At 61.0% G+C, this 890-nt stretch carries 2 tRNA genes and 1 rRNA gene; all 3 read right to left on the bottom strand.

Annotated elements, in window-relative coordinates:
* Positions 1-179, bottom strand: a 23S ribosomal RNA gene (locus ME121_RS34850); the annotation flags it as partial.
* 331 nt (positions 180-510) lie between these two features.
* A tRNA-Ala gene (locus tag ME121_RS32805) sits at positions 511-586 on the bottom strand.
* Positions 587-622: 36 nt separating this feature from the next.
* Positions 623-699: transfer RNA gene (locus tag ME121_RS32800), tRNA-Ile, on the bottom strand.
* Positions 700-890 lie beyond the last annotated feature (191 nt).

The following is an 890-nucleotide window of genomic DNA, read 5'->3' as shown; positions in this document are numbered from 1 at the left end:
TTGAGGAACCAGGCTCACGCCTGGTCCCGCAATACGGAAGGTCGAAGGTGGGTTTCCCCATTCGGAAATCCCTGGATCAAAGCTCGTTCGCAGCTCCCCAAGGCTTATCGCAGCGTACCACGTCCTTCATCGCCTCTCAGCGCCAAGGCATCCACCGAATGCTCTTAAGGCACTTGATCGCTCTCGTGATCGATGTCCGTTCTTTTGTGACTGGGTCCGGAGGATCCAGCGCAAAAGTCTGACACGGTCACAAAAAGACCAGTGATCGAACCGTTTCCGATCCGATCACCGTATGCTTGCCGAACATGACCGCCGGGGTTGGCAGATCTCTCTGCCCCAACGGCCACATTCCCTCTTCACGATGTCACTGATGTCTTCGCCGAACAGCCGACCCTGCGGGACCGATCGGTCCTCACAGCATCCAGGCTGCGGCAAACGCATGTTCCAGATAGCGGGCTCGACACCTCTCTCGGGCGGCTGCCGTTTCCACGACGCCAAGTCCCAAAAGAGTGGTGGAGCCAGACGGGATCGAACCGACGACCTCATGCTTGCAAAGCACGCGCTCTCCCAGCTGAGCTATGGCCCCAAAGGGTCAAGCCGGCGGGCGGAACGTCCCGTGTCGTGGTGGGCCTGGGACGACTCGAACGTCCGACCTCACCCTTATCAGGGGTGCGCTCTAACCACCTGAGCTACAGGCCCAGTACGATCGAGCTGTCGCGAGACCGAACCGCGGGCTGACCCGCAGTCGGACCGCTCCGGCGATCGCGCTATCTGGTGAGGAAGAGAAACGAGGGCGGCATCTGTCCCGCCAAGGGGCTCTGACTGAGCCCTGATATCCTAATGACGCCGTCCGAGGAGCGGGCCGGAGAACCGGTCATCCTGCTGTCGGC

The organism is Methylobacterium sp. ME121 (assembly GCF_000974725.1).
GTDB lineage: Bacteria > Pseudomonadota > Alphaproteobacteria > Rhizobiales > Beijerinckiaceae > Methylobacterium > Methylobacterium radiotolerans.
Note: the sequence above shows the minus strand (reverse complement) of the source record. Positions and strands in the feature narration are given on the sequence as shown.